At 46.1% G+C, this 23,281-nt stretch carries 16 protein-coding genes and 5 pseudogenes; 9 read left to right on the forward strand and 12 right to left on the reverse strand.

Going from position 1 to position 23,281, the window contains the following annotated elements; all coding sequences use genetic code 11:
* Positions 1-18: 18 nt before the first annotated feature.
* Positions 19-2,262 (forward strand): thiamine pyrophosphate-dependent enzyme, encoded by a 2,244-nt coding sequence (locus tag KT99_RS07720; protein ID WP_005498660.1) that lies wholly within the window; start codon positions 19-21, stop codon positions 2,260-2,262.
* Between the two features lies 1 nt (position 2,263).
* Positions 2,264-3,370, forward strand: coding sequence for an ACP S-malonyltransferase (locus tag KT99_RS07725; RefSeq protein ID WP_005498662.1), 1,107 nt, complete (start codon positions 2,264-2,266; stop codon positions 3,368-3,370).
* A gap of 134 nt (positions 3,371-3,504) precedes the next feature.
* Here KT99_RS07725 and KT99_RS07730 read toward each other — a convergent pair whose 3' ends face one another.
* Entirely contained in the window at positions 3,505-3,975 is a 471-nt protein-coding gene (locus KT99_RS07730; RefSeq protein WP_005498664.1) for a hypothetical protein, read from the reverse strand.
* Positions 3,976-4,150: 175 nt separating this feature from the next.
* Between KT99_RS07730 and KT99_RS07735 the strand changes: the two genes are divergently transcribed.
* On the forward strand, positions 4,151-4,486 hold the full coding sequence (locus KT99_RS07735; protein ID WP_005498665.1) for a DUF1971 domain-containing protein: 336 nt from the start codon (positions 4,151-4,153) through the stop codon (positions 4,484-4,486).
* 571 nt (positions 4,487-5,057) lie between these two features.
* On the forward strand, positions 5,058-5,306 hold the full coding sequence (locus tag KT99_RS07740; protein WP_005498668.1) for a hypothetical protein: 249 nt from the start codon (positions 5,058-5,060) through the stop codon (positions 5,304-5,306).
* Positions 5,307-5,396: 90 nt separating this feature from the next.
* On the opposite strand, the pseudogene KT99_RS22775 reads toward KT99_RS07740, so the two are convergent.
* Positions 5,397-5,506: pseudogene (locus KT99_RS22775) on the reverse strand (VOC family protein); the annotation flags it as partial.
* A 212-nt stretch (positions 5,507-5,718) separates the two neighbouring features.
* On the opposite strand from KT99_RS22775, the pseudogene KT99_RS20655 reads away from it, so the two are divergent.
* Positions 5,719-6,063 (forward strand): annotated as a pseudogene (locus tag KT99_RS20655) (transcriptional regulator); the annotation flags it as partial.
* Positions 6,064-6,084: 21 nt separating this feature from the next.
* Positions 6,085-6,786, forward strand: a complete 702-nt coding sequence (locus tag KT99_RS07750) for a pseudouridine synthase (RefSeq protein ID WP_005498671.1) — start codon at positions 6,085-6,087, stop codon at positions 6,784-6,786.
* A 181-nt stretch (positions 6,787-6,967) separates the two neighbouring features.
* Here KT99_RS07750 and istB read toward each other — a convergent pair.
* The 4 genes and pseudogenes from istB to KT99_RS07770 form a co-directional block, all read right to left on the reverse strand.
* Positions 6,968-7,735, reverse strand: a pseudogene (istB, locus tag KT99_RS07755) (IS21-like element helper ATPase IstB).
* A gap of 264 nt (positions 7,736-7,999) precedes the next feature.
* Entirely contained in the window at positions 8,000-8,410 is a 411-nt protein-coding gene (locus KT99_RS07760; RefSeq protein WP_005498676.1) for a hypothetical protein, read from the reverse strand.
* Between the two features lie 132 nt (positions 8,411-8,542).
* A pseudogene (locus tag KT99_RS07765) lies at positions 8,543-8,914 on the reverse strand (ISAs1 family transposase); the annotation flags it as partial.
* A 9-nt stretch (positions 8,915-8,923) separates the two neighbouring features.
* Positions 8,924-9,628, reverse strand: a complete 705-nt coding sequence (locus KT99_RS07770) for an IS1595 family transposase (protein WP_005498678.1) — start codon at positions 9,626-9,628, stop codon at positions 8,924-8,926.
* A gap of 825 nt (positions 9,629-10,453) precedes the next feature.
* Between KT99_RS07770 and KT99_RS07775 the strand changes: the two genes are divergently transcribed.
* On the forward strand, positions 10,454-11,026 hold the full coding sequence (locus KT99_RS07775; RefSeq protein WP_005498680.1) for an acetate uptake transporter: 573 nt from the start codon (positions 10,454-10,456) through the stop codon (positions 11,024-11,026).
* A gap of 76 nt (positions 11,027-11,102) precedes the next feature.
* Here KT99_RS07775 and KT99_RS07780 read toward each other — a convergent pair whose 3' ends face one another.
* Positions 11,103-12,635 (reverse strand): MFS transporter, encoded by a 1,533-nt coding sequence (locus tag KT99_RS07780; protein WP_005498682.1) that lies wholly within the window; start codon positions 12,633-12,635, stop codon positions 11,103-11,105.
* Between the two features lie 287 nt (positions 12,636-12,922).
* Positions 12,923-13,784: pseudogene (locus KT99_RS20660) on the reverse strand (ISAs1 family transposase).
* Positions 13,785-13,951: 167 nt separating this feature from the next.
* On the opposite strand from KT99_RS20660, the gene KT99_RS07790 reads away from it, so the two are divergent.
* Both KT99_RS07790 and amrS read left to right on the forward strand, forming a co-directional pair.
* Positions 13,952-15,685, forward strand: coding sequence for a methyl-accepting chemotaxis protein (locus KT99_RS07790; RefSeq protein ID WP_005498689.1), 1,734 nt, complete (start codon positions 13,952-13,954; stop codon positions 15,683-15,685).
* Between the two features lie 478 nt (positions 15,686-16,163).
* Entirely contained in the window at positions 16,164-17,315 is a 1,152-nt protein-coding gene (gene amrS, locus KT99_RS07795) for an AmmeMemoRadiSam system radical SAM enzyme (protein ID WP_005498691.1), read from the forward strand.
* 146 nt (positions 17,316-17,461) lie between these two features.
* Here the strand turns inward: amrS and KT99_RS07800 are convergent, their stop codons facing one another.
* The 4 genes from KT99_RS07800 to KT99_RS07815 form a co-directional block, all read right to left on the reverse strand.
* A complete protein-coding gene (locus KT99_RS07800; RefSeq protein WP_005498693.1) occupies positions 17,462-20,377 on the reverse strand; it encodes a valine--tRNA ligase in 2,916 nt (971 codons plus the stop codon).
* A gap of 21 nt (positions 20,378-20,398) precedes the next feature.
* A complete protein-coding gene (locus KT99_RS07805) occupies positions 20,399-20,863 on the reverse strand; it encodes a DNA polymerase III subunit chi (protein ID WP_005498694.1) in 465 nt (154 codons plus the stop codon).
* 896 nt (positions 20,864-21,759) lie between these two features.
* A complete protein-coding gene (locus tag KT99_RS07810) occupies positions 21,760-22,380 on the reverse strand; it encodes a hypothetical protein (protein WP_005498696.1) in 621 nt (206 codons plus the stop codon).
* Positions 22,381-22,861: 481 nt separating this feature from the next.
* Positions 22,862-23,065, reverse strand: a complete 204-nt coding sequence (locus KT99_RS07815) for a hypothetical protein (RefSeq protein WP_040571729.1) — start codon at positions 23,063-23,065, stop codon at positions 22,862-22,864.
* Between the last annotated feature and the right edge of the window lie 216 nt (positions 23,066-23,281).

Consider the following 23,281-nt stretch of genomic DNA (forward strand, 5'->3'; position numbering starts at 1 on the left):
ATCATATAGGTAAGCATTATGGAAGATAGAGCCCAGGTATTGGATCGTCGTTTCCTCGAGCGAGTGCAGCAGCAGGAGTTTAGTGATATCGGCGCAGGTTGGGACCACCAGAAACTAGGTTTAACCGACAGCGATTTTATCGGCATGTTCGAGTCTCAGCTTAAGAGCCGTTTATTGGATCTCGAGTCGAGGAAAATGAAGGGGCGCAATCAGGGCTTCTATACCATAGGTAGCTCAGGCCATGAGGGGAATGCCGCCTATGGACTGGCTTTTAAACCCACAGATATGGCATTCCTGCATTACCGCAGCTGTGCCTTCATGTTGGAGCGAGGCAGACAGGTCCCAGGTGAGACCTTGCTATACGATATCTTGCTGTCATTTGCAGCATCCAGTGACGATCCTACCTCGGGTGGCCGTCATAAGGTGCTTGGCAGTAAGCGTCTCAATATCCCGCCGCAGACCTCGACCATTGCCTCTCACCTTCCCAAAGCCGTTGGGGCTGCCTTGAGCATTCCGTTAACAGAGCGCCTGTCATTGGCAGCGAACATGCCTACAGACAGCCTAGTCTTGTGCAACTTCGGCGATGCTTCGGCCAATCATGCCAGTGCCCTGAGTGCGATAAATTCGGCTTGTTGGGCCGCGTACCAACAAGTGCCCATGCCCCTGGTGTTTATCTGTGAAGACAATGGTATCGGCATATCCACACCGACTCCCAAGGGCTGGATCTCGGCTAACTTCAGTCAGAGACCGGGACTTAAGTATTTTTCTTGTGACGGTAGAGACATTCTCGACTGTTACAAGATCAGCAAGGCGGCGGCCGACTTTGCTCGTATGCATCGAAAACCTGTGTTTTTACATGTTCGCACCGTTCGCTTGATGGGCCATGCCGGCAGTGATGCCGAGATAGCTTATATGAAGAAACAGCAGATCTTCGATAATGAATCTCAAGACCCCTTGTTGGTCACGGCTCAGCAACTTATTGACGCGGGAGTGATGAATAGCGAGCAGATCGTCTCTGTTTATCTCAGCCTCAAGGCGCGTATTCAGGCCATTTCGCGTATCGTGGTGACAAAGCCAAAACTCAGAGACGTGACTCAGGCTATGGCAGCCATTGTGCCGCCAAAACGTAGGCTAGAATTTGTCCCTTACTTGGATGAGGAGCGCAGAAGCACCTTATTGAAGGCGGATAAACAATCTCTGCTCAAGCCTCTGCATATGGGCAAGATGATCAATCTGGCGTTGACAGAGTTGATGGCCAGATACAGTAATATTGTGGTCTGTGGTGAGGATGTGGGTAAAAAAGGCGGTGTGTACCATGTGACTTCACGTCTGGTTGAGCGCTTCAGTCCTAATCGAGTGATCAATACCTTGTTGGATGAGACCTCTATCTTGGGCCTAGCTATTGGTATGGCTCATAACGGTATCTTACCGATCCCTGAGATCCAGTTTTTGGCTTATGTACACAATGCCGAAGACCAGATAAGAGGCGAGGCGGCGACCTTGCCTTTCTTCTCCGCTGGTCAATTTACCAATCCTATGGTGATCCGCATCGCGGGCCTGGCCTATCAGAAAGGCTTCGGTGGCCATTTTCATAACGACAACTCCTTCGCCGTGTTCAGGGACATCCCCGGACTCATCATCGCCTGCCCGTCAAATGGCCGAGATGCGGTCGAGATGCTGAGGGAGTGCGTCCGCTTAGCCCGAGAAGAGCAGAGGCTGGTGATCTTCCTCGAACCTATCGCCCTGTATATGACCAAAGATCTGCACAGTAAAGATGATGGTCTCTGGTCCAGCCATTATCTGCCGGAACAAGAAGCGGAGCCACTTGGGTTAGGGGAGATAGCTCAGCATGGTGAAGGGAGAGATCTGTGTATCATCAGTTATGCCAACGGTTACTATCTGAGTCGTCAGGCAGAGAAGTTGTTAGCTGCCACGGGTCTTAAGGTGCGTGTACTCGACATTCGTTGGCTGGCGCCGCTGAATATTGAGGCAATTATTGATAGTGCCAATGAGTGTGATCACATTCTGATTGTCGATGAGTGTAGAAAAACTGGCTCCATCAGTGAGGCGTTAATCACAGGTTTCCATGAGGCACTCGGCAATGAATGCCCACCATTGGCCAGATTGACTGCCGAGGATTGCTTTATCCCGCTAGCCGATGCGGCAACGTTACCCCTACCGAGCACAGATACCATAGTCGAGGCTGCTTTGGCCTTGATGGGTAGAGAGCTTAATCATCAGTTGCTTAAAGAGGCCCTGTAACATGACTATCAATATGGAAAAGCAAGTGGCGGCAAACGTTCAAGCCGAGCAGTCGGTGAATAAACCACGAGAGAGAGTCGTTGTCGTAGCACCTGGCCGCGGTTGCTATAGCAAGGATGAATTGGGATACCTGCACCGTTTTCACTCCGATAAACAGGCATTTATTGCAGCAATAGATCAATACCGAGCGGAGCTGAAGCAGACGGGGATAGCTAAAATCGATGGCGCGGCTAAATATTCCTTTAAACAACATACGCCTGGGGAAAATGCCTCAGCCCTCATCTATGCCTGCTCTGTATGTGACTTTATGGATATAGATACCGAGCGCTATGAGGTGGTGGCGGTAACCGGGAATTCCATGGGCTGGTATATTGCCTTGGCCTGCGCCGGCGCCCTCGATGCAGATGCCGCCATCGAGGTGATCAATACCATGGGGTCCATGATGCAAGATGGCCTCATTGGCGGCCAACTCATCTATCCCGAGATAGATGCTCAGTGGCGACGCGACAGTGAAACATCTTCACTTATTGACAGGGCAATCGAGACCATCTGTGATGAAGATGGATGTGAGCTATTTACCTCTATCTATCTTGGAGGCTATCGGGTGCTTGCGGGAAATGAAGCAGGGCTGAAACGAGCCGAGGAGATTTTGCCTCAGGTGGATGAACGCTATCCTATGCGTTTATATAATCATGGTGCTTTTCATTCACCCTTGTTGGAGCAAGTGTCCCAGAAAGGCTTTGCCTCTCTGGGACACTTGCTGTTTTCTAAGCCCAAAATCCCCCTGATCGATGGAGAAGGCAGAATTTGGACTCCCTATGGTACAGATTGTTCTAAGTTGAGGGCGTACACCTTAGGGGCTCAGGTCACTAAGCCCTATGATTTTACCAAGGCCGTGCAGGTGGCGGTGAAAGAGTTTGCCCCGGATAAGGTTATCGTGCTTGGTCCGGGTAACACCTTAGGCGGGCCCACAGCGCAGGCGTTAATCAATATCAATTGGTTTGATTGGACGAGTAAAGGTGAGTTTGCGGCAGCTCAGCAAACATCGCCTAAGATGCTAGCCATGGGCAATGAGGAACAGCGAAGCCAGGTATTAGCCCAGTGTTAGTCTGGAGGCCGTTCGGAGTTAGCCTCCGCTGTCATTATTTTTTTATTAGCTAGAAACCAAGAGTATTAATCAACCAAGAATAGCAAATGTCAAAGATGCATAAAAACCATTAAATGTCATATTGGATGAAATATCTAAACTTTATTGTTTATAAAGGCGAGTGCGGTTTCATTGAGTACTTGTTTAGAGACATAGTTGGTGCCAGCTGGGTGTTTGATGAGGAAGCCCCTGGCAGTGACTATTATCTCAGAGACATCACCCCATAATATCTGGCTGTTAACATAGAAGGAGTGGCTGCCGATCCCTTGTTCATCTAAGGTTAGGGTCACTTCATTTTCGGCCGCTTTACTCATCATCTGTCGCCAGAGCCACCAAGTCTTTTTAAACTTCACATTTCCCCATTCCAATGTTCCTAGTCCGATAACAAACCAGGAAGCATAGGCATTCATGCCTGTAAGTAATAGGGCGACACCGACGAAAAAGAAGCCTAGTGCTTTAGTGTAGGCGCGCCACGTGGTGTCAATAGTGACTGATTCATCGAAGCATTCACTAAAATGGGCTTTATCGAGACTATATTTAGTCGTGTAGCTAAATGGGGAGGTCATGAGACTAAGCTATTATCAAATTTAGTCAGAGTCTAACGCACTTCAGCTCAAATCTCTTGGTCTATCTGTGGTGGCCTTCTAGTTAATAGCCTGAAATTGATGTAACTTGTCTGAACATTAACTATTAATTCGCTAATACCAATAGGTATAAGTCAGTGCTATCAAGAGGTGCTTTATGGCTCAAATTCCCAGTGATTATGTTAACTACAAATCAACACCAGTATTCACCATCAATAATATTCCTAAAATGTTCCTGCATTTGCATAATACTAAAGCCGGCGTTTATGGACAGATCAATGTGATTAGCGGCGAGTTAAAGTTTTATGGTTTTACTGAGCGACGAGGCGAAATAGAGCAGACCCTGGTTATTCCTGCCGGAGGCATTGCTGTATCTCCTCCAAAGTATTGGCATAAGGTGGAGTTTCTTACCGATGACACCTCATTTAGGGTCAAATTTTTTGCTCAGAAGGAATCGTCAATAGTGAAAGAAAATCAATCGGAACGGGATTGATATGGCATCTATATGCTATACCATTCCGAGTAAGTATCTGAACATTCAGCGGGAGTTCAAAGCGCTGTAGGCAAGGTCTATATTGCTCCTGCATTATTCTACCTTCACCCGTCCATGGGCTCGTACCTCTTGCATCTGACCTCCATGGTCTTAAGCGTTCCATACGCTTTCAAGACATTTCCCATATCCCTATGGGTCAGGGAAATGTCTTATTTTGTATGGAACAAAATAGACCATGCAGTCGTATATCGAGGACATTCAACCTAGCATAAAGGGCTTTGCCCTTTGCTTTAAACATCAGCCGCACAGCGTGAGGCTCTCAGTGTTTCCACTTCTGCGTTACATTGACTTAAAAGGGAATAACCATTTCCTCATCAATGTGTCTTGAATTGAAAAAACTGAGAGTCTCTGAACTGACCAGATACTTATATGGAATGGTATTAATCCTTAGACGAGTGTCTCAAATTAGCGGGACATCTCGAGGCAACCTCCAGTTAACAAACCTTAACATGACATTTACACCTAGGCCGGATACATTGGATGCTTGTCGATAATAGATTAAGGAGAAGATATGTTAATGGGGAGCATAGCCGAACTGTTCTTCTGGTTTTTCTGGGATTTTTTACTTTCTTTCGTTTTATACACGACGGGTGCACTGGTGCTAAGAGTCGTGTCATTTGGGCGAATTCAGAAGCCTCTTTTCGCTCCTGGTGTGTTTAGCAGTGAAAAAAGGTTAGCCAGAAATGATTTTTTCTCGGCTTATATCTCAGGGTTTTTCTTCTATCTCGTCTTGTTGGCATTAGCTATTTGGTTAAAGTGATGTGTTTTACATAGGTCTCTTCTGTAATCTTGCCTAAGATTTGGCCGTATCTTTTTGCTCGGATATGGCCATATTATCTAGTTCCTGCTATTAAGCTTCATCATATCGATTCCTTTGTGACGGGATATCACTCAGGTACTGCACGAATTCGACTTCATAGCCGTTGGGATCTAGTAATACACATTTCTTCTAAATTCATCGATGCTTGTGTCTATGTCTGATTGTAGTTAAGGCTTGGCTATACTGGTGCAGTATATACAAGCTGTAATCTATACCTTGTCTAAGATCTTTTTCTCGCGGGTCTGCTGCTAATACGTCTTCATGTGAATGATTAAGTGTTTTGTAATGTAAAGACTAAAGTAAATAAAAATATTTACTTTATGTTTGGGTCGGTAATAATGTAAGGGTGAAGAAAGGTTTAGAAGATGATGGTGATGTGATCTTTGAAGATAAGAAGGCGGCTCGTGGTCGTCAGACTCGATTTTGGTCGCTGACTGCTAAGAGTAATCGCCACTTCTCCGATCGCCATGAAGAGCTCTCGGTTCAGTTGATAGATTCCGCTATCACCGTATTTGGTGATAGCGGACTAGAAAAGTTAATTTTACATAGAGAGCAAGTGTCTTAATTTCTGCCGCTCTGAGCTTAACTTGTTTCAAACGATATTAAGCGATGAGGTACCGTCACCCGTGAAGAGCATATCATCGAGGGAGCCAGACGCTGCGCCTATAGAGTGATACCATTAACTCAGGCTAAGTAGACAAGGTTTTGGGTGATAATCATGCAATCAAAACGTGCAAGGCTCGATAGGTTTATTAGTGTTAAAACAGGCATTAACCGAAAAAATGTTAGGCTATTATTGGCCAAAGGTTTGGTTGAAGTTGATGGTGATATTGCGCGGAATATTGATCAAATAATCGATGAGTTTTCTGATGTCAGCTTAGAGGGCGAAGTGCTGCAATCGAACAGCCCAAGTTATGTCATGCTGCATAAACCTGTTGGGGTGGTGAGTGCAACTGTGGATGACAAGCACAAAACAGTCATTGATTTGCTTACTGATAAAAGTAAGCATGACTTACATATAGTGGGGCGATTAGATCTTAACACTTCAGGTTTACTGTTACTCACAAACGATGGTCGTTGGTCGAAAAAGCTAATGTCACCGCATCATAAGGTCGGTAAATTGTATCGGGTAACCCTGCAAAACCCCATTGATGATTCTTACGTTAAAGCGTTTGCCGAAGGTATATACTTCGAGTTCGAAGATATCATCACCAAGCCTGCTCAGTTAGCACTTGTTGATAGCCACACCGCGCTAGTGACTTTAGTCGAAGGGCGCTATCACCAAATTAAAAGAATGTTTGGTCGTTTTCGCAATCCGGTTATAGGCTTACATCGAATTTCAGTAGGGAAGATCCTACTGGACTCTCAATTGACGCCAGGAATGAGTCGATCGTTAACCGCGCAAGAAATCTCGCTATAGTGACGTATCACTTATATTTTAATGTTAATTCGCTGTTAACTGTTCTCGTCACGCTTCCCAAAATGTCGATATGTTGTAACTATGAATAGTTATTCATAACACTTTATTATTATGCTGAGCAACTCTTTAAAAAAATATCAGAGCTCGATTGTTAGACGTCAACTAGCTTGGCCTATAGGCGTCAATTAAGTTGGCCGCTTTTGCCGTTTATTTTCATGGCTTCTTTTCTTCGATAACTCTCTCCTTCAAGTTGATAAATCTCTACGTGATGCACCAGTCGATCAATCACGGCTACTGTCATCATATTGTCTCCAAATATACTGTCCCACTCACTAAACACCTGGTTCGTTGTGATCACTAGGCTGTTGCGCTCATAACGATGTGCAATGAGCTCAAATAGAACCTGACTTTCACTATCACTCTTTTTGACATAACCGATGTCGTCCAAAATGAGTAGCTCATATTTATCGAGTTTTTTAAGTGCATCTTCCAGACCTAAACCTTCTCGGGCTTTCTGTAAGTGCTGCACCATCGCCGTGCCTGTCGTGAATTTCACACGAACAGATTGCTCAATAAGCGCATAACCCAGCGCGGCTGCTATGTGGGTTTTACCTAGGCCGCTCGCACCGAATAATAAAATATTATGCCCTTGTCTCAACCAGCTCTACTCACTGGCCTTACGTTTAACTTGAACTGCGCTAATGCCGACCACTTCACTGAAATCGTATTGAGACAACTGTTTCCCTATCGGTAACTGGCTTTCTTTGAGTAAGCGTTTTAGGCGTACTTCCTGTCGATGTGTCGCCTCTATTTCACATAATTGAGCGAGAAATAGCTCGGGTTCCCACTGCTCCTTCACCGCTTTCAGGGCAATGTCGGGCCACGCCTTTGCTATCGCTGGCAGTCGTAACTCTTTTAATAATAGGGGTAAACTGAGAGTGCTAGCCATGTTGCCCTCCTAGAAGAACATCATAACTTGAGACGCTATGCTGCTGACTATCGATGATAGGGACAACTATCGTATCGGGGCCAAAAACCGCCTTTAGGGATAAGAGCATCCCTGATTTGCGATGTTTTAAAAGCATTACGTTTCTTAGCCAATGCATGGATAACATGATGATAATCTATTGAGCGACCACGAGTTGCGCCTTGAGTATGCATTCGCGCTAAGGTTAATGTGAGTTCATGCCCATAGAAAAGCACTACACGGTCATCAAAAATGTGTGCCAGCGAGGGTTATATTTAGCTCGTTGGCCCAAGTGTAGTCAGAAATGCCCATTGCCCCCGGCGTATGTTTCTGCCTGAAAATGACGTCTTGCTCAGGCCCATGTATGACGATTCGGCGTTGTAAAGTGCGTAGCTGTGAGCGCTCCAATTGCCCCGGTGCGATTTCCTCTAGTTTTTCGAATAATGTAATGGGCTGCAGTGAGGGTTCTTTTTCAAGCAACGGCACAACATGCTGCTCGAAAAGACCATTAAGAGGATCTTTTCTGGTCGCGTATTGACGTGGTAATTTGCTGGTGTTGTGTTGGCCAGCATCAATTCGTCTAGCTGAACGGGAAGAAAACCCCGCCTTTGCCGCAGCAGATGATTGAGTCTGTTTCGGTTTATTACGATAAGACATATATAGGTTAACCTGTAGTTGGTTTATGGGTTTTCCAGGCATATAAATCTCTCAAGAATTATGTATGCCTAAAGATGACCAAAACCGGACAAGCTAATTGTCGCGAACTGGCCAAGTTAATTGTCGCCTAATAGATGTCACTTTGATAATGCTTTTTAAGCCAACCCACTGATATTTATTATTTAACCAACTTTTATTAACCAGCACTTGCTGACAACGTCTTGTTTCAATTCGTCCGTGACCGCTGTCTATGGTCGTATGTTCATCAAAATTATCGGCTGTAAAACCTTCACGCTGGCACTTGTGCCACCAAGCTTCTAATTCACCCTGTAGACCAGAATGATGACCTTTAAGCGCTAGAATATAATCAGCCTTTTGCTTAACGATTAGCTTTACTATCTCTTTTTGACATCCCATAGCATCGAGCGTGATGATGCTGTTTTCTATATCTAGCATCGCCAGAAGCTCAGGAATGGCAGTAATTTCATTGGTTTTCATGCTTATGTACCTCACTCAGTACGAATGTACCGGCGCATGAATTATTGCCAGATTTAACCGCCTATTAGGGATTTCTTTTTCCATTTTTCTTCGGTTAAACCGATAACAGAACTCACTAAGGTATTCTTGAAGGTATTTTCCCGAAACTCCATGAAATGTGCCGAGTAAAAAGGCTTTTAAGTTACCTATTGCAATATGAACCCAAGGCAACCATTCATCGACCAACTCACTCGGTGTAACCCTAGCTTCATGCTGTTGAGTGTTATCTATGATATTCAAAGCGGCTAGTCCGTCAATATGAACTTCTTGCTGTGCATTTAAGTGCCTAGCAACAAAATCGTTAACGGCTTCATGACAAACACTGTCGACGGCCTGCATAGCGATAAATCCCGCGCGTTTCACTTTGCTTTCAACAGCAATTAACACAGGCGTTTTCCCTGCGGCTCCACGTCCGCGTTTACCCTTTCTCTTTCCCCCAACGAAGGCATCATCAATTTCAATGAGACCTGAAAGCCTATATAGACTGTCTCTATGACCCATTGCCGTTCGCCAATTAACCTCAATGAGTTTACTGAGCCTCAATGCTGAAATGCTGCCTTTATCTGAGCCGAGAAAGTAGATGGCCCAAAACCACTTCGCTAAGGGAAGGTGGTTTAAACAATCAATTTCAGAACCAAACTGGCGTTGCCATTCAAAAAAACTAGCTTCAGGCGTTTTCATCGTCAATATCACTTCTAGTCGTGATTTATACAATAAGAATAGACTGAAACTGACTCATATGCAGAGGCATGTAATTTTTTTAAGGGAACCCATTTAAGTTACCGCTTTTAATTAGCTTTAGTGGTAAATAGGGATGGAAAATGGCTACCCTGCAGGCCGTCATTTCCATCCCGAATTTAATTAACTCGTTTTTTAGTCTGCTATTGTAGGCGGTGAGCCATCTTCTACAGCGAATCTTCCTGTCGAGTCTTGTGCAACTTGTCACGCCGAAGGTAAGACCTATGGTATCGACACTATGCATATGGGAGGCGCCCACTAACCTAAAATTATAAAAGTTTGACCCGCTATGAGATCCCTGCATCTCATAGTACTTGAACCACTTGGGAGCCTTTGGGCTCCCTTTTTTATTGGCCAATTTATTTATACCTCACTCTGCTATTTATTTAACAAAAATTCAAGCAATGTTCAATTTTGTGATCAAAGTCGATAATTGAGGCCTGAAGCCATAAAATATCAGTAATAACTAAAGTAATAACCCGGCAAATATGTGATCGTAATCTCGATTTACCCTCTAGATGTGACCTTGATGCTGCTTGCTTGTTGCTTCTGCTCAATATTGATTTTTATTTTACTAATCAATTGAAAGTAAAGTGTAATTGTTACTCTTGTGTAAAGATAACACCTCTATAGATATAAAGAGGATGCATTTGCTTGCCCTGAGTGCTTGCTCTAGAATCCGCGGCGCTAAGATTAACCAAAGTTAATCTAGCGTGACGCACAGCCGTTGCTACTTATTCTATTGATTACTTCCTGTAGGGGAACTCGATGTCGACACAACTTGCTAACCCAGCACCCTTAGGCTTGATGGGGTTCGGTATGACCACCATACTATTAAATATCCATAACGCAGGCTTCTTCCCGATTGACTCTATGATCTTGGCCATGGGTATTTTTTATGGTGGTATCGCTCAGGTCATCGCAGGAATGATGTGTTTCAAGCGCGGTGATACTTTCGGTACTACGGCTTTCATCTCTTATGGTATGTTCTGGTTAACGTTAGTCGGCCTGTTGATTATGCCCAAATTTGGCCTGGCAGAGCCTAGCCCTGCCGGATTTATGGCTTGGTATCTGCTACTTTGGGGCGTCTTCACTGCTTTCATGTTTGTCGGTTCACTGCGTTACCCTAGGGCTAAACAGGTGGTATTTGGATCGCTCACTATCTTGTTCGGCTTGTTAGCTGCAAGAGATTTTACCGGCAGTGAGTTAATTGGCACCATAGCTGGAATTGAAGGGATCTTCTGTGGTGCTAGTGCCATCTACTTCGCCATGGCTCAGCTACTCAACGCCGAGTACGGTCGCACTATTTTGCCTGTAGGTGAAATCAAAAAATCTTCATAGATTGCTATTTTTAGTAGTAAAAATAAAAAAGGGGCGCTAGCCCCTTTTCTGTCAATCAGTTCGGCCTCTCAGCTTGTTAACTTCTCTGTAATTTCAATAACCACTTGCCGTACAGGAAGATACCTACGGCGGAAATAGTGCCAATGGCAGCTATGATATACCAGGCCATGCCGATATTGTGGGTATTGTAGAGTAGAGTCGTTAGTTCTTGAGCTGGCTCTCCAGTGTAGGCTACGAGTGTTGTGAAGGCTTCACCCTGTGGGATAGCACTCACATCTCTGGCACTCATGCCACGCTCTGCGAGAAGGTCTAATGAGAAGATCTCCTTCGATGCATACATCTCATAGAGTTTAGGGCCGAAGAAACCTTCGAGTGTCCAGCCTATGCCTTGGGGCAGCATGACAAAGCCCAGGTACATGGCCTTTTTGCCTTCCGGGGCTATATTACCCATAAACTCATTCTTCTTCGGGCTGATCATCATCTCACCGAAGGAGAACATGACGATGGCAAATACCATCATCCAGGCCGTGTTAGTGGCGCCAATAACGACGAAAGCCAAGATACTCAGCAGGCAGCCAGCCAACATTGCCGTGGTGATACGATATTTAGCCGTGAGAGCGGCAACCAGGAAACATGAGGTCATTATCATGCCAGCGTTAAGGTTGAGCATGCCTTCAGGCATGACCTTAGTCCCGGTGTTATCGAGTCCCAGCCAGAATTGTAATATCCCGTTTGATGTCCCTTCTGGGCCAAACAATGAGGTCACGATAACGCTGGTATCTACCCACTCGGCAATATGGATCGGTAACACATCAAACAGTGAGTTAAATAGGAACCAGAAAGCTGCAAATACTAGCATGTAGTAGATAACGATTGGCTTTTTCAGCTCATGCCAGGCATCTTTCCAGAGCACTTCTTGATGTATCTCACCGGATTTAATCTTACGGTTACGCTCTAAGCGTGCCTCTTTGCCCGGCTCTTTATAGGCAAGCAAGAAAAGGAAGTTAAACGAGATAATAGCCGCACAGGCGTAGAACACATTATCCCAGGATAGCTGGCGCATATGCACGGCTACCAAGGGGCCTAAGAAGCCGCCAATATTCACCACCTGATAGAATATGCCCCAAGCCATCGAGGTGTTCTGCCTCCCCGTTGAGAGGACTAAGGTCCCCTGGATCCCAGGTTTAAATATCCCGGTACCGGCGGCGAGTAATATGGCACCGAAAAGGAAACCATAGAAACTGGGGAAGAAGGCCATCACTAAATAACCGCAAATTTTAATTATCGTTGATGCAAAAATGGTTTCCTTGTAGCCGACTCGGTCTGAAATTCCACCGGTAAATACCGGGACAAAGGTCTGCATCATGGCCCATATACCGATAATCACCCCATAGTCGCCGAGGCTGATCCCTAGGCCGCCTTCAGATACCGGTGCTTTTGCATAAAGGCCCGCACTGGCCTTAACACCGTAGTAGGCAATACGTTCAACGAGCTCCATGCCGCCGACTATCCAGAAAATATAACTTAAGCTGGCTATGGAGGCCCACATGCCTAGCTGCTTCACTTCCCGCAGATCATTGTCTGCATAAGCATCTTTGGAATTGCTCATCTTCTTCCTTCAAATATTATAATTATTAGTGTGTTATCAAGCCTGCCTGCAACTAATGATGTGTCCATGTTGATTTTATGTTTTAAACGCGCATTTTGACTTTTTTTAGCTTGTTCACTGGTGATCGCAGCCGACACTTTACCTAATTTACTGCAAAACACCAAAACCAATCTAATAAACTGCACAAAACTGGCTTTATCAGGAATGGCGAAATTGAGGATATGTTTAGGATAGATGGCAACTCCTATTCATATACCAATATTAGTTTGAAACTGTAAATTGCACGGCTAGCGCATTTTAATCCCTGACTCTAACAGGGTTGAGCGATACTCGTCGTCCAACCCTGCCATCTTCTTTTTAGCCACTATACTCGCGCGTTTTGTCTGGTCTTGCTTGAACAAAGTCATTGCTATTTTTCTCATCACATTAAAAGCAAGCGGACCTCGGCCTTTACGGATCCGTGATTCATCTTCTCTGAATGTCATCTCTAACACCCAATGCATACTTTCTACTTGCCAGTGATTTCGCACAGAAGATAACGCCTGCTCTGCATTTAAATCTAATGAGCTAATGTACCAACGTGTTTCAGTGGTCTCTTTACCTGTCGTTTTTTCATGTACGTCTGATGTCACTTTAATAATGGCTTTTTAAGCCAACCCACTGATATTTATTATTTAACCAACTTTTATTAACCAGCACTTGCTGACAACGTCTTGTTTCAATTCGCCCGTGACCGCTGTCTATGGTCGTATGTTCATCAAAATTATCGGCTGTAAAACCTTCACGCTGGCACTTGTGCCACCAAGCTTCTAATTCACCCTGTAGACCAGAATGATGACCTTTAAGCGCTAGAATATAATCAGCCTTTTGCTTAACGATTAGCTTTGCTATCTCTTTTTCATCCGCTTTTAATCGGCAGATAACACGGGCAATAGTGTCATGCCGAGGAATACCTGCTTTAAAAGGACGATGTTGAAGAAGCCAATCAAGCTTTAGATGTCCAAAGTTTTCAATGTCTTCCCATCCTTCAGAGCCTGACATAACCGCACTTATAGCGAGTAAAATAATCTCTAATAAGTTATGTTTTTTACAACGCTCAATACGGGGTTCCGCAATCGAATCAAAATGTTTTAAAAAAGTAGCAGTCATTAACATCACCAAAAAAGAGTATTTGGTGATCTGATCGCTACTTGAGCATAAAGTTCAATTTATAATGATCTTGCCGTGTGGTCAGAAGTGTGATTCGCATCAATAATCTGACTCGCATTAATCTATATGTTAGGCGCTTTCATCATAACAATATAAAGGAAATTTGTATGTCAGTTGGCTTAGCTATTCAGGGAGAGAGGACCGATGCTGGCGTCGTTGTTGCTCACCAGCAAACTTCCGGTTCGCGACGGCGGATGAAGTCGATCAGGTTCCAGCTGCAAGCGATAGTCCTATTGACGGTTATCGCATTCGTTTTTTTAGGATACAAGGGCATTTCCGGGATGGAGGAGGCGGGAAATTCCATCAAGGATCTATACACCCAGGGCATGCAGCATAGTATCAATATCGGTAAGGTTCTTGATAAGTTGGGCAATGCCCGTGGTGAATTACTGCTGGCTTTGCAACATGATCCTAGCACTAAGGTTGCGGCGCTGCATGACCACTCGCTAGAGAGGCATGTGCGGGCGGTGCAAGCGTCTCTCGACTCGCTGCATTACATCGTCGATGAGAAACTGCTCCCCGCCTCCTTAGGAGCCGAAGAAAAAGTGCTGATCGAACGCCTGGCCACGCGCCTTGATGGCATCACCACGACAGGATTCATGCCCGCGCTGGCAGCGCTGCAGGATGGGAGCTATGAAGATTCGGGGCGGATATTTCTGACACAGATTAATCCCCAGTTCGCCAAGGTTGCGGCCGTCGCCGAAAAATTTCAGGCATTGCAGATAACGGAGGGCGAAGGCATGTTTATCTGCGCCCAAGAGAATCTTGCCGCCTTCATCCTGTTAGTGCTGCTATCTTCCGGTGTCAGTATTCTGGTTACCACCTTAGGCTCGACGCTGATCATCAGACGGATGAATCATGCTGTCACGCAACTGGAAAATACCGCAGATGCTATCGCCAACGGCGATCTGACCCGGCGCATCGAGCTGGGGGGAGACGATGAGTTTACCCGTATTGCCGCTACGGTCGATAGAATTGCGGCTGGATTCCAACAGGCGATCGAAAACACCCTCCTGTCGACGGTTAAGTTAGCCAGTTCGGCCGAAGAAAACTCCGTGGTGTCGACCCAGACTCAGCGAAATGTGGTCGAGCAACAACAGCAGACGCAATTGATTGCCACGGCGTTCAATGAGTTGACCGCGACGGTGAAAGAGGTTGCCCAAAGCGCCGCAGCGGCTGAAATTGCTTCTAGGGAGGCCGATGTCGCCGCCGTTAAAGGCCAGTCGGTGGTGGGGGAGAGCATCAGCATGATCGAGACTTTATCTCAGGAAATGGAACAGGTGACTGAGTCGATGAAACTGCTAGGGCGTCATTCCGATGCAATTGGCGGCGCGGTGGATGTGATCCAGGGGATCTCCGAGCAGACCAATTTATTGGCGCTCAATGCCGCGATAGAGGCAGCTCGTGCCGGCGAGCAGGGACGGGGCTTTGCCGTGGTGGCGGATGAGGTTCGCACCTTGGCCAAACGAACTCAGGATGCCACCGAAGAGATACAGCAGATGATTCAACGTATACAGCAAGGGAGCCGGGACTCCATGGTGATGATAGAGCGTGGTACTGAGCAGGCACAGATGAGCGTGGCAAAATCTCGGCAGGCAGGTGATGTCCTGCGACAAATAATCGCCAGCGTCGAACAGATCAATGCCATGAATGCCCAAATCGCCACCGCTTCCGAGCAGCAGAGCTCGGTGACCGAGGAGATAAATCAAAATATCATCAATATCAGTGACATTTCCGATCAGACTGCCGCCGGTGCGGAGCAGAGTAACGTGGCTACTCGTGAGCTTGCTAGTCTGGCTGAGTCTATGCGGTTGGAGGTTGAGCGTTACCGGATAAGTTAAGCCTAGGTATAGCGTCAACCGAGAGCTAAAAATAAAAGTTGTAAGCAGTAAGTTCTAAGTGGTAAATAAAGCCAGCTCCAGGTAGGATCTGCTTTAGCTGCGATAGATAAGGAGAGGATTTCTGGGATTTACGCTTTGAGCAAAGGACCTCCCGGCTAAAGCCAGTCTTACATAGGTCCAGCACCTACATAGGTTCTATAGATAACCCCCTTGCCAGTTGCTTATTTCGCTGCAGGTAACAAAAAGCAGTCTAATGACTGCCTTTCTCTTTGGTCGGGGGAGCAAGTTATACTCGTGACTCGACACTGCATTTAGCTTTCTTAGCTCTATCTTGAGCTTACAGCTTAAGACTTGTAGCTTCTTTTAACCTTCCTGCTTTCTGTTCGGTTAGTTTTTCGATATCGCGCAGATATCCAGCTTGCTGATACCTGACCCAAGCTTTTTAAACTAGGCTTTAAGTATAGGTCAAGCCGGACACATGCTGATGATGTCTACATCGAGTACCAATACAGGTGAAATAAATCTGGTTAATAGCAATACTGGACAGACTAATATTGCAGAAGCCAGTACTGTAAAAACTATGTACTGGCATCGACTAGACGACGGTAGGGTGCAATGCGATTTATGTCCCAGACATTGTCAGCTGCGTGAGGGCAAGCGTGGGGTCTGTTTCGTGCGCCAAAACATAGATAATGAGATAAAGCTCACCAGCTATGGTCGCTCCAGTGGCTTCTGTATCGATCCCATCGAGAAGAAACCGCTGAATCATTTCTATCCCGGTAGTTCTGTACTTTCCTTTGGCACCGCAGGCTGCAATCTCTGTTGTAAGTTCTGTCAGAACTGGGACATCAGTAAGTCACGTGAGTTCGATACCTTAGGCTCGAAAGCCAGTCCGGAATCATTGGCGGCAATGGCCAAGCGCATGGGCTGCAGGAGCATCGCCTTCACCTATAACGATCCGGTTATCTTCCTCGAGTACGCCATCGATGTGGCTCAGGCCTGTCATGAACTAGGGATAAACTCGGTGGCGGTGACAGCCGGTTATATCTGCCCCGAACCTAGGGTCGAGTTTTATCGCTACATGGACGCCGCCAATGTGGATCTGAAAGGTTTTACTCAAGACTTTTATCACAAAATTTGCAGCGGAAATCTCAGTGATGTGCTCGATACCTTGCTCTATCTTAAGCATGAGACTCAAGTATGGTTCGAGATAACCACACTCTTGATCCCCGATGAAAACGACTCAGTCAAAGAGCTGGAGCAACAAACCAAGTGGATAGCCGATAACTTAGGTCATGATGTGCCACTGCATTTCAGTGCCTTTCATCCCGACTTTCATATGTTAGACAAGCCCATAACCCCAGCATCGACTCTGATGCGGGCCAGAGAAATTGCCCTGGCTCAGGGGCTTAACTATGTCTATACCGGCAATATTCATGACACAGATGGCTGCAGCAGTTACTGCCCGTCATGTCATAAGTTGGTCATCAATCGAGACTGGTATGAGTTAGGCGAGTATCACCTCAATCATAGCGGCGAGTGCCAATACTGCGGTACCCAAATACCGGGACGTTTCGATGGGCCTTGCGAGCATTTTGGCCGTCAGCGGATCCCAATTTCGATAGGTTAGGGGGGCTGCCTCCTGTAGGAGCTGCTTTAGGCACCTCTCCCGGCTGAAGCCGGTCCTACATAGAAACAAAAAGGGCAGTCATTAGACTGCCCTTTCTTTTAAATGCTTGTTCCTAATTTCTCGCTCCTAGGAACTCGACACTTCTTTTAACTTTCAAGTTTCGCCAGCTCTGCTTTCTGCTCGGTTAGCTTGTCGATATCGCGTTGATATCCGACTTGCTTAGCTCGCTCTTTCTCAATCACGGCAGCCGGGGCTTTCGCCACGAAGCCTTGGTTAGAGAGCTTACCTTCGATGCGCTTAAACTCAGCGGCAGCCTTCTCGAGAAGCTTGTCGATACGCGCGACTTCTTTAGCCACATCGATAAGACCCGCCATAGGGATAAGCAGCTCCATATCACCAATCAACTGAGTGGTGGACATAGGTGCGGCCTCATCGTCGCTGAGGATTGTCATAGACTCAAGCTTAGCCAAGGTCTTGAAGAAGGTTTGGTTCTCTTCCAGACGAGCCTTGTCTTGCTCGTTGACGCCGCGTAGTAGGGCGTTAAGCGGCTTAGATGGGGCGATGTTCAGTTCGGCGCGAATGTTACGTACCGCTGTGATGACCTGCTTAACCCACTCGAGATCTTCCATAGCCTGAGCATCGACCTTGTCAGCCTGATATTCAGGGAAAGGTGCCAACATCAGAGTATCGCCGCTAACGCCAGCCAGTGGCTGTACACGCTTCCAGATAGTCTCTGTGATATAAGGCATCATAGGATGCATCAGACGTTGCATCTGCTCTAGTACAGTCACTAGAGTATGGCGGGTGCCACGCTTCTGAGCCTCGGTGCCAGTCTGTATCACAGGCTTAGTTAGCTCTAAGTACCAGTCACAGAACTGGTTCCAGGTGAACTCATAGATGGTGTTTGCCGCGAGGTCGAAACGGTAGTTCTCCATGTGTTCGTCAAAGGCTTTAACCGTCTGGTTAAACAGGCCTATGATCCAGCGATCTGCGAGAGACCGCTCCATTTCACCCGGCTTGCCGTCAGTTAGAATCTGACCGCAATCTAATGGCTCGCCTGGGGCATTGCTGTGTTGATCTTCTGACTGCACTTCTGTGTTCATCAACACATAGCGTGAGGCGTTCCAGATCTTGTTACAGAAGCTGCGGTAACCGTCGAGACGCTTCATGTCCCAGCTGATATCACGGCCTGTGGATGCCATAGAGGCTAGCGTGAAACGCAGGGCGTCAGTACCGTGGGCTTCAATGCCATCGGCAAATTCTTTACGTGTGCTCTTCTCGATTTTTGCAGCAAGTTTGGGCTGCATCAGGTTAGCGGTACGCTTGGTCACCAGTGACTCAAGATCGATACCGTCAATCATGTCTAACGGATCCAGTACGTTGCCCTTAGACTTAGACATCTTATTACCGACTTCGTCACGAATGAGTCCGGTCACGTAAACGGTCTTAAAGGGAACCTGTGGCTTGCCGTTTTCATCTTTGATGAAGTGCATGGTCATCATGATCATGCGGGCAACCCAGAAGAAGATGATGTCGAAGCCAGTGACTAATACATCGGTTGGGTGGAAAGCTTTAAGCTCTGCGGTATCTTTCGGCCAGCCAAGGGTCGAGAAGGTCCAAAGCGCCGAGCTAAACCAGGTATCGAGTACATCCTTGTCTTGGCGTAACACGACCGAGTCGTCAAGCTTATGCTTAGCACGTACTTCTGCTTCGTCGCGGCCAACATAGACCTTACCGGCTTCGTCGTACCAGGCCGGGATCCTGTGTCCCCACCAAAGTTGGCGTGAGATACACCAATCGTTAATATCGCGCATCCAAGAGTTGTACATGTTCTCGTACTGCTGCGGCACGAACTTGATGTCGCCATTTTTGACCGCTTCCATGGCCGTCTTAGCCATAGGGGCAACAGATACATACCATTGATCGGTCAGTAGTGGCTCGATAACCACGCCAGAGCGATCGCCATAAGGCACTTTCAGTGCGTGTGGATCTATCTTACCCAGTAGTCCAAGGGTGTCGAATTCTGCGATGATTGCAGTTCGTGCCTTGAAACGATCCAGACCGGCATAACGCTCGGGCAGGCTGTTATCTAATTCGGTATTGCTGGTGCCATCTGTGTTAACCACTTCGGCTGAGCTACGGATAGCCGCATCGAAAGTTAAGATGTTGTACATAGGCAGGTTATGACGCTTACCGACTTCGTAATCGTTAAAGTCGTGAGCAGGCGTTATCTTCACACAACCGGTACCGAATTCGATGTCGACATAATCATCGGCAACGATAGGAATAAGACGGTTAACGATTGGCAGCAGGATAAACTTGCCGACTAAGGACGCATAACGTGCATCATCGGGATGAACCGCAACCGCGCTGTCACCTAACATGGTTTCGGGACGAGTGGTGGCCACTTCTAAATAGTCTTTACCGTCGGCAGTCAATGCGCCATCGGCCAGCGGGTAGCGGAAATGCCACATGCTGCCTTGTTTCTCTTTGCTCTCGACTTCGAGATCTGAGATCGCCGTGTGCAGAGCCGGATCCCAGTTAACCAGGCGCTTACCACGGTAGATTAGGTCATCTTCATACAAGCGCACGAACACTTCCTGAACGGCTTCAGACATGCCTTCGTCCATGGTGAAACGTTCGCGATCCCAATCCACAGAAGCGCCGAGACGACGCAGTTGTTTAGTGATGGTGCCACCGGATTCTTTCTTCCAGTCCCAGATCTTATCGATAAATTTATCGCGGCCAAGATCGTGACGTGTCTTGCCTTCTTCGGCTGCCAATTTACGCTCAACTAGCATCTGAGTCGCGATGCCCGCATGATCTGTACCTACCTGCCAAAGGGTGTTTTTGCCCTTCATACGCTGATAACGAGTCAGAGTATCCATAATGGTATCTTGGAAGGCGTGGCCCATGTGCAGGCTGCCCGTCACATTTGGTGGCGGGATCATGATGCAATAGTTGCCTTTGGACTCGTCGCCATGTGGCTTGAAGTAACCTTTCTCTTCCCATTCTTGATAGAGGGACTGTTCAATAGACTGCGGGTTGTATGTTTTTTCCATGGGAGTGTGTGCTTCTCAAACTTAATTAAGTGGTTGTTTCGTTAAGTCTCGAGTGCTTAAAGTCACTCCAAGGCTCTTATACTGGCGGTAACGATCGCGTGCGATCGTCTTATGCCCGGCATCGTTGGTAACGAAATCGATAATTTGGCCAAAGTTTACCGCAAATGAGGGTACTTGGTCTGCAAGATTAATCAGAAGATGGCGATTTTTATTGGGCCCTAAGCTATCGAAACCGATTTCCACCGGCGCACCTGTGAGAGGGCCTTCACCCTTGAGGTTATGGGGCACAAAAGAATTTGGCTCAAATTGCCATAACAATTCATCGACAGCATATGCCTGTTCTCTATCCTGAGTATGGACATAAACCAGTTGCTGATTAACATATGCATCTTGTGCAAGCTCACAGGCTAATCTGTGTACCTGCAGCGTCGCCTCGGTGGGGCTATTGGCCTCATCAGGCATCACGTAAAATAGGGCATTTGGCATAGTAAGGCTTAGTCTTGGCTTTCAGTTTTAGTGAATAGGCTTAATTTACTGTCGAAAGGAGGGATTTTACACTAAACGGATGTTAGTTATCAGCCTCTTTTTGTGCAGCGTTAAGCTTAGTTTTGTGTCATGAGAGTTCATGGTGACTTTTAGCGGTATTGTTATCTATTGCCTGCCGTGGGTGCCGTGCATGGTCTTGTATATTCCAGACATACATAAGACATTTCCTATAGCCTAGTAGGTCAGATGCACCAATGTCGTGATCACAGGATGTGACAGAACGACCTTTTAGTGCAAACACTTCTGTGACACGCCGCAAGCACAGTCCCTGTGGGCTCTGCGACATCATCCCTGATGTCGAAGGTCACAGCCGCGTTCACACCTGTTCTGGTTTCGAGAAAGTTGCTTCTTCGATTTGAATCTCATTGGCGAGCAGCGATTAAGTCACTGCAAGATTTAGTCAGAGATCCACAAGCATGCTATTAAATTCGTGGGGATCCCTCAGGGTCGGAGCGAATAAGGTAAAACTACCTCAAGTTTCATTCGTAACTAACACGCTTTGGGCAAAATGAGTTACAGCATGCTAGCAATCAAGCTCAAATCTAAGAGGCACCTTTATTGTAAATCAGTCAGTGTAGATGCCGCTGCCGCAGAGCGGTCACGGGAGGCTTTACAACGACTCGCAGAACCATCTCTAATTAAATAGTGCACATAAGGGCAGGCGGTAGGTGGCGATGAAGGTACGACCTTCAATGACGCATCCCAATAGCAAGGCCGCTGGATTTCGGCTCAAAAGGTCTGCCGGAATGACTGGAAATAGCTACCTTTATCAAATGAATCAAGACAAAAATGTACTCTAGTTTCATTCGAAGCCGGCCTATTATTTGAGGCCAGTTTTAAAGCTGTTTCTGATAAATACCTTCTGCTGCATCGGTGACTTGAAAACCTATGTTGAATAGGTAGTTTTTGTGCTCCACTGTTGCCGCTTTAGCTATGAGCGTATTAATACCACGCTGTTTAATTTCATCGGGGTGTGATACAAAGTAATAGTTTGCTAGCTTAAAGTCACGGTATTGTGGTGTGACATAATCGAGCAAAATAGACAGTTCACCCTTTTCATTATTGTTGCCCACTAATACCCCAGCAATACTGTTATTTCTAAGCATATAAAACACAGTATTGGCCTTTCTGAGCTCCTCGATGGATGTCTGTGTCTCAATATCGGCCAAGTTTTCTGAGATGAAATGGTCAAAATATTCAGTATTGACCGATGCTGCAATTAGCTTAAACTGCTCATCTGTTGAATAAAATCGCCATAAAAAATAAATATTTATTCCTGCTATACCAAAGTTCATAAACATCGTCGGGTAAGAGTTTATAAGATAAGCAAAGCCTGCGAAGGCAAGGCAACCAACTAGGTTGATCAGCCTCAGCTTTATGATTGATGTCATCGTCAGAGAAACGAGGACGATTAACGACGCCAGATAACCAAACCACTCTACCCAATCAAAATCCATTTTCTATCCCTGTATGATTAGTAAACACAGCTAATTATTACTTTGTTATAAAAGGAGGGTCAAGACAATATTTCATCAACTCCAACACCGTTATTTATTAGTGATGCGGATAAATCGAAGAGAATAGTTGCTTGTGAATAACCAGGTGTAGATGCGGCTGCGAGCTTTCGAAACCGGGCCGAAAATGTTCCCTACATTTTTCGGCATTTCCACCGCTGGCTCATAGGAAAATGGGGAATGTCTTAAAAGCGTCTGGAATACTTAAGACCTTGGAGGTCAGATGTACTCTTATGCAATCAAGAGCCGGCGTTTCGCAGACCCTTGTCAAAGAAGGTGGTGCACAATCCTCGCCGGGCAGGCGGTAGGTTACTATGAATGTAAAACATTCAGGCAATCTACCAAATACCAATATAAATAGAGCCAAGATTAGAAAATGTAATCAAGCTTCATTCCAAGCTAATACACTTTATGTAAGCAGGATTTAGTGGGTTATCCTTAATCGATATATCCCAGCTTCAGAGAGGACACATTCATCTTGTCCTATTTGGCTGTTGGGTGAGTCAATATATCTGTTGTTGCTAAAAGCACGGTGGAAGTCCCAGTAGCCTGCTGAATTTTCAACCCACTCAGGATATTTCTTGCCGCCTAACTCTATGGTCAATGGACCTTTTCTAAGTTTTTCCATAAGACTTCTCCTATTCACCCTTTCGATCAAGGGCCTTGTCACAGTAAATGAACGCATAACAATCTTGAAGATATCGAAGTGGAGCAATGAACCCTTTAACCTTGAGAAGGCTTAACATAAGGATTAATGATGCTGGTTCAATATTGATAGGTCTTAATTAAAACTGCATAGGCCCTATGTTGAATCTTTAATAAAGCCAGAATTTAAAGATAGGAC

This window comes from Shewanella benthica KT99 (genome assembly GCF_000172075.1).
Lineage (GTDB): Bacteria > Pseudomonadota > Gammaproteobacteria > Enterobacterales > Shewanellaceae > Shewanella > Shewanella benthica_A.